5 protein-coding genes are annotated in these 4,660 nt (G+C 52.7%); 3 read left to right on the top strand and 2 right to left on the bottom strand.

Going from position 1 to position 4,660, the window contains the following annotated elements; all coding sequences use genetic code 11:
* Window positions 1–26: 26 nt before the first annotated feature.
* Window positions 27–302, bottom strand: coding sequence for a hypothetical protein (locus B5F94_RS15465; protein WP_087272692.1), 276 nt, complete (start codon window positions 300–302; stop codon window positions 27–29).
* A 404-nt stretch (window positions 303–706) separates the two neighbouring features.
* On the opposite strand from B5F94_RS15465, the gene B5F94_RS15460 reads away from it, so the two are divergent.
* On the top strand, window positions 707–1,642 hold the full coding sequence (locus B5F94_RS15460; RefSeq protein WP_087272689.1) for a DUF3991 and toprim domain-containing protein: 936 nt from the start codon (window positions 707–709) through the stop codon (window positions 1,640–1,642).
* Window positions 1,643–1,872: 230 nt separating this feature from the next.
* Here B5F94_RS15460 and B5F94_RS15455 read toward each other — a convergent pair whose 3' ends face one another.
* The gene (locus B5F94_RS15455) at window positions 1,873–3,153 is read right to left on the bottom strand and encodes an IS110 family transposase (protein ID WP_242965700.1); all 1,281 of its coding nucleotides are present in this window, start codon (window positions 3,151–3,153) and stop codon (window positions 1,873–1,875) included.
* A 285-nt stretch (window positions 3,154–3,438) separates the two neighbouring features.
* On the opposite strand from B5F94_RS15455, the gene B5F94_RS15450 reads away from it, so the two are divergent.
* Together B5F94_RS15450 and B5F94_RS15445 are read left to right on the top strand one after the other, a co-directional pair.
* Window positions 3,439–3,705: a type II toxin-antitoxin system prevent-host-death family antitoxin gene (locus tag B5F94_RS15450; protein WP_087272685.1), complete on the top strand. Its 267-nt coding sequence runs from the start codon at window positions 3,439–3,441 to the stop codon at window positions 3,703–3,705.
* 2 nt (window positions 3,706–3,707) lie between these two features.
* Entirely contained in the window at window positions 3,708–4,022 is a 315-nt protein-coding gene (locus B5F94_RS15445) for a type II toxin-antitoxin system RelE/ParE family toxin (protein WP_087331412.1), read from the top strand.
* The last annotated feature ends 638 nt before the right edge of the window (window positions 4,023–4,660 follow it).

Raw genomic sequence — 4,660 nt, 5'->3', positions numbered from 1 at the left:
GCGGCAAAGCCCACGCAGACTGAGGCTTACTCCTCGACTTCACCGAAGAGCTCTACGTACTTGTCTCCACTGCAGTTCTCTTCGACCCACAGCTTTGCGTCGTCTTCGCAACACGGGATGATGCTGTAAGATGTGGGGTCGTCGGGGTCATCCGGGCAGACGCAATAGAAAAATTCGCCGTTTTTCTTTCGATAGAGCGCATCAGTAATAACGTCTGGATCGTCGATTTCGCCAAAGAACACTTTCTTAATGAGTTCGGCCGTAGCCGTGTCGTACATCTTGCTGTTAATAACTTTATTCATTTGATTCACTCTTTCTGAATTTTGTAAATTTAAGCTGATAGAACGGAACGTCTTAATGTGTTGCTTACTGGTTCATGCTGTGCTTGTTACTGCCATGATATTGTCACCTCGTTTCTCTTTAAGCGGCGAAAGCGAAAACTCGTTTTCTTCTTTGCTGTTTACTATATAATATCATTTAACTTCTATTAAGTCAACACCGTAATCTCATTTTGATAAACTTTGTGCAATTTGTGCTATTTATGCAAGAATGCAAGCGATGTAATTGTGCGATATGAACGGCGCAGCCTATATGTATCTACCATCATACTTGCCGTGCCCCGATATGAAACACAAAAACAAGACGGCTTCCCATACCAGGGAGGCCGTCTTTTCGCATCATTTTATGACACAGGAGGTGAGGAACCATGTTTCCCGTCACACCGGAACAGCTGGCCCAGGCCAGGGAGCTGGACCTGCTAACCTATCTGCGGCGGTATGAGCCGGACGAGCTGATTCCGCACGGCAACGGCTCCTACGCCACACGCACCCACAGCAGCCTCAAACTCTCCAATGGGAAATGGTACTGGTGGTCCCGTGGCGTGGGAGGCGTCACCGCGCTGGACTATCTTGTGGAGGTGCGGGGCCTGTCTCTGCCGGACGCCGTGCGGCATATCCTCGGCGCAGGGTCCATGCCCCCGGCGGCACCTGTCCCCTCGGAGCGGCGCGGGCCCCAGCCGTTTCATCTGCCGCCCCGCCACACCGACGACCGGCGGGTGATGGCCTACCTGACCGGCCGCGGCATCGATGCCGAGATACTCCGCGCCTGCATCCGAAACAACCAGCTTTATGAGGACGCAGCCCACCACAACTGCGTGTTCGTGGGCTACGACGGGGACACGCCCAGGTATGCCGCTCTGCGTGGTACATACCCCCGCTCCACCTTCATGGGCGAGGTGGCCGGGAGCGATAAGCGGTTCTCCTTCGCGGTTCCCGTCAGGGCGGGGCCGCGGCAGACCCTCTGCGTTTTTGAAAGTGCCATTGACGCCCTCTCTTACCTGACCATACTGAAGCAGGAGGGGCGGGACTGGCGCACAGCCAACACTCTCTCCCTGTCCGGCGTCTATGGTCCGAGCCGCCGAGGCCATGACAAGATGCCCCGGGCCCTGGGACAGTATCTGGAGCGCAATCCGATCAGGCGCATTATCCTCTGCCTGGACAATGACGATGCCGGACGCATGGCGGCCCAGAGCCTCCAACGCCTCCTGACCGGCTACTTGGTGCTGGACAATCCGCCGCAAGGGGCCAAAGACTATAATGACCTGCTGTTGCGGCGACAAAACGGGGGACGCAAAACCCGATGACTGTACGGAATATATTGACGAGGTTGCATTATATGAGTATAATATGGTTAGAATAATGCTATCTGCGCAAAGAGTCCAATGGTATTAAGTCAAGAGGGTGATGCAAGGAAAAATTGAGTAAAACAGTACACAAAGCAGGATGTCAGAAGCAAAAAGGCAACAACAATCTAAGCCCTGCCCCTGAGAAAATTTGAAACAGGGCATGAACACCAGAGCGGCAAACGGTTCGCTCAGCCCTCCGGCGGGATATACAGGCGGTTGTCTTTCAGCAGTCGAAAGACCAACCGGACCAGTTTTCTGGCAGTTAAAGCGAGTGCGCGTTTGTGCTGGTACTTGTTGACCTCTTTGAATTTAAGGTCATAGTAGCGCCGGAACTCGGAGTCGCATCTTCTCACAGAGTTGGCGGCTTCCAGCAGGTAGTAACGGAGATAGCGGTTGCCGGATTTAATCATTTGGGAATGTTCGGCTTCAAATTCACCGGATTGGCTTTTGTGCCAGACAAGACCGGCAAACTTAGCGACAGAGGCTTGAGAGCTGAAACGGTGGATATCGCCGATCTCAGCGATAATACCGGCGGAGTAAACCTTGCCAATGCCAGGGATGGAAGTTAGAGTGTTTGGGATAATTTCAAACTGTTGTTCAATGGCTTTGTCCAGAACCTTGACCTGTTCCTTTAGTGCCCGCATAGAGGCAATAGAAACAGACATTGCCTGGTTCACGGTGTCGTTCACAGTCTTGGGCAGGCGGTAAGATCCTTTGGCCGCAGTTTGTATCACTTTGGCCACAGCATTCGGATCGGCAAATCTGCCGCGGCCTGTTTCGGCAATAAAAGCTGTCAGTTCGTCCAGATCCGCATTTGCCAGATCGTCCACAGTCTCAAAGCGTTCCATGAGCGCAATGGTGGTGGCGCTGGTGTTCTGAATGTCCTTGTCCTGGGCCATGCCGGAGCACTTCAAAAACAAGTAGTTTGCAAACCGCTGCTTTTCCCGTGTCAGGTTCTGAATCACATCAAATCTGGCTCTGGTAAGGGTTCTGAGTGCCTGGTAGCGATAGTCGTCCATATAGACCTCCTTGGCGATCCTGCCAAAACGGAGATGGTCGGCGATCACAAAGGCATCCACAAAGTCGTTCTTGGGCAGATCGGGATAGGCTTCCTTGAACTTCCGCACCTGCTTCGGATTCAGAACATGGATTTTCCTCTGGAATCGGCCCAGGCTGCCATCCTCGCGAAGAGCATAGACCAAACTGTCCCCGTAGATGGAGGTGGCCTCCAGGCCAATCACCACATCGCTGAGCCGCATGGAACTGAGCGCCGACACGATTCTCTCTGACAACAGTTTAGCACCGCCAAGGTTGTTCTGCACAGAAAAACTGGAATACTTGCTGCCGTCGGGGTTCATCAGGTAGGCGACATTGCTCCTGCTGCTCACGTCAATGCCAACGAATAATGGATTCACAATTTTCACCTCCCCACATGGAGATTTCAGGCCAACAGGCTTTGAGATACCCATGATAACCGGAGCGTCCGCAACCTCGCGTATCAGAATCATTCCGGAGCAGGCCAATGCGATATCCCTCACTGCTGAAAGGGCGGCCTTGCCTCCGGCAAACAGCCAATGAGTTTGCAGCTAACTTCCGGCTCAGGGGGACGGACTTTTTTTGAAGCAGCCTTGTGGCTCAACTGGAGGCATCAGAGCTTGACCCTGCTGTCCTACAGCTATTGTATCACGGGCATCCCAAAGCCTGCTGATACCTGATTTATTAACTTTAAACTTATTATACGAGGAGGTATCACGATGAATATTCGCCCATCTGCTGCCATTCGCCAGAATTATAACGAGATCGCGGAGTTGTGCCGGGAGACCGCTGAACCGGTTTTCCTTACCAAGAATGGCGAGGGAGACTTAGTCGTAATGGACATTGAAACTTACACCCGCCGGGAGAAAATGCTGAAGCTCCGGGAAGAACTGCTTGCCGTAGAGGAAGATAGGGTCAACGGCAGCAAGGGTTATACGCTGGATGAGCTGGACGCCTATCTGGACGACGTGATCGCAGAGGCATAGGCATGGCGGAACAGGAATACAAAGTCATTGTTTCTGACCGCGCCAAACAGATGCTGGGGGCGCATATCCGGTTTTTAGCGAAAGTCAGTAAAGAGGCGGCAGCGGCCAAGAAGGAAGAAATCATGGCCGCTATGCGCTCTCTGCGGCAGATGCCCAAACGGTTTCCCTTCTTTGAGGAGCCGTATATCCCGTCCAATAAGTACCACAAGATGTTTGTGGAAAACTGGTATCTCATTCTCTACCAGATCCAGGACGATACCGTGTATGTGGATTATATTTTGGATTGCCGCAAGGACTATCGCTGGTTGATGCGATGAAATGAAATCATATCAAAATCGTCACCTCGAAGCAGGTGGCGATTTTTTTATGCCCAGGAGATAGGGGGCAGCGGTTATCCGGGCTCTGATTCTCCCTCGCCCCTCGCTTATACAGGAAGAGGGGGAGGCAAAAGGCCATCTCCGCATTCTGCCGCATGGGTCCTGCTACCCGCTCTTGTATTCCCAGGCCCTGTCTGCATCGAAGCCTTGCCGCCCTGCCCCCGTTGATACAAAAGGGAGCAGGGCGCGGGCTAAGATGAAAGGTATGGGTCCGCACCATGTCTGCATCCTGTCCACTTTTCCGCTTTTCTCTTTACAAATATTTTATTTACAATGTTTTGTTCATCCTTATTGATTCTTTAGGAAAAAAGGGAAAAGTGGACAGAAACACGGCAAACCATTGTGCCGCAGCGGTTCCCTGGTGTCTGCTTTTTCTCCCCCCTGTCCTCTTTTGTGTGCCGCGGCGGGCGGGAGCGGGGGATAAGCGCCACGGGCAGTTGCATTATCATGCCCTGTATCTTTTAACCTTGTTTACAGTCAGACCTCCTGCTGTCTGCGGCGGTTTCCCCGCCGGGAGTGTGGAGCGGACAGTGTGGGATCAAACCTCATTCCCACGATGACTTCACAAAGGAGGTATG

The organism is Flavonifractor sp. An4 (assembly GCF_002161755.1).
Classification (GTDB): Bacteria; Bacillota; Clostridia; order Oscillospirales; family Oscillospiraceae; genus Flavonifractor; species Flavonifractor avicola.
Note: the sequence above shows the minus strand (reverse complement) of the source record. Positions and strands in the feature narration are given on the sequence as shown.